Genomic DNA, 855 nt, shown 5'->3' on the forward strand with positions numbered 1-855 from the left:
CTCGTCGGCCTTCTTGTACTCGTTGTACTTCGGCAGACCGGCCTGGTACTCCGCCATCCAGTTGTTGGCGAAGGTGCCGTCCTGGATCTCGGCGAGGACCTTCTTCATCTCGGCCTTGGTGGCGTCGGTGACGACCCGCGGGCCGGTGACGTACTCGCCCCACTCGGCGGTCTCGGAGACCGACCAGCGCATCTTCTCCAGGCCGCCCTCGTACATGAGGTCCACGATGAGCTTCAGCTCGTGCAGGCACTCGAAGTACGCGATCTCCGGCTGGTAGCCCGCCTCGACCAGGGTCTCGAAGCCGGCCTTGACCAGCGCCGAGGCGCCACCGCAGAGCACCGCCTGCTCACCGAACAGGTCGGTCTCGGTCTCCTCGGTGAAGGTGGTCTTGATGACGCCGGCGCGGGTGCCGCCGATGCCCTTGGCGTAGGAGAGCGCCAGCGCGAAGGCGTTGCCGGAGGCGTCCTGCTCGACGGCCGCGATGCACGGCACGCCGCGGCCCTCTTCGTACTGGCGGCGCACCAGGTGGCCCGGACCCTTGGGGGCGACCATGCAGACGTCCACGCCGGCCGGGGCCTTGATGAAGCCGAACCGGATGTTGAAGCCGTGGCCGAAGAACAGCGCGTCGCCGTCCTTCAGGTTGTCCTTGATGGACTCCTCGTAGACCTTGGCCTGGATCGGGTCCGGCACCAGGATCATGATGACGTCGGCCTCGGCGGCGGCCTCGGCCGGGGTGACGACGCGCAGGCCCTGCTCCTCGGCCTTGGCCTTGGACTTGGAGCCCTCGTGCAGACCGACGCGCACGTCGACGCCCGAGTCGCGCAGGGACAGCGCGTGGGCGTGGCCCTGGCTTCC

Annotated in this window: 1 protein-coding gene; it reads right to left on the reverse strand. The window is 68.5% G+C overall.

All coding sequences use genetic code 11. The features are described from left to right. Nucleotides 1-855, reverse strand: an 855-nt coding sequence (ilvC, locus tag IG62_RS0140950; RefSeq protein ID WP_030816367.1) for a ketol-acid reductoisomerase, incomplete at both ends; no start/stop codon positions are given.

The sequence above is a fragment of the Streptomyces sp. NRRL S-337 genome, from assembly GCF_000720175.1.
Classification (GTDB): Bacteria; Actinomycetota; Actinomycetes; order Streptomycetales; family Streptomycetaceae; genus Streptomyces; species Streptomyces siderophoricus.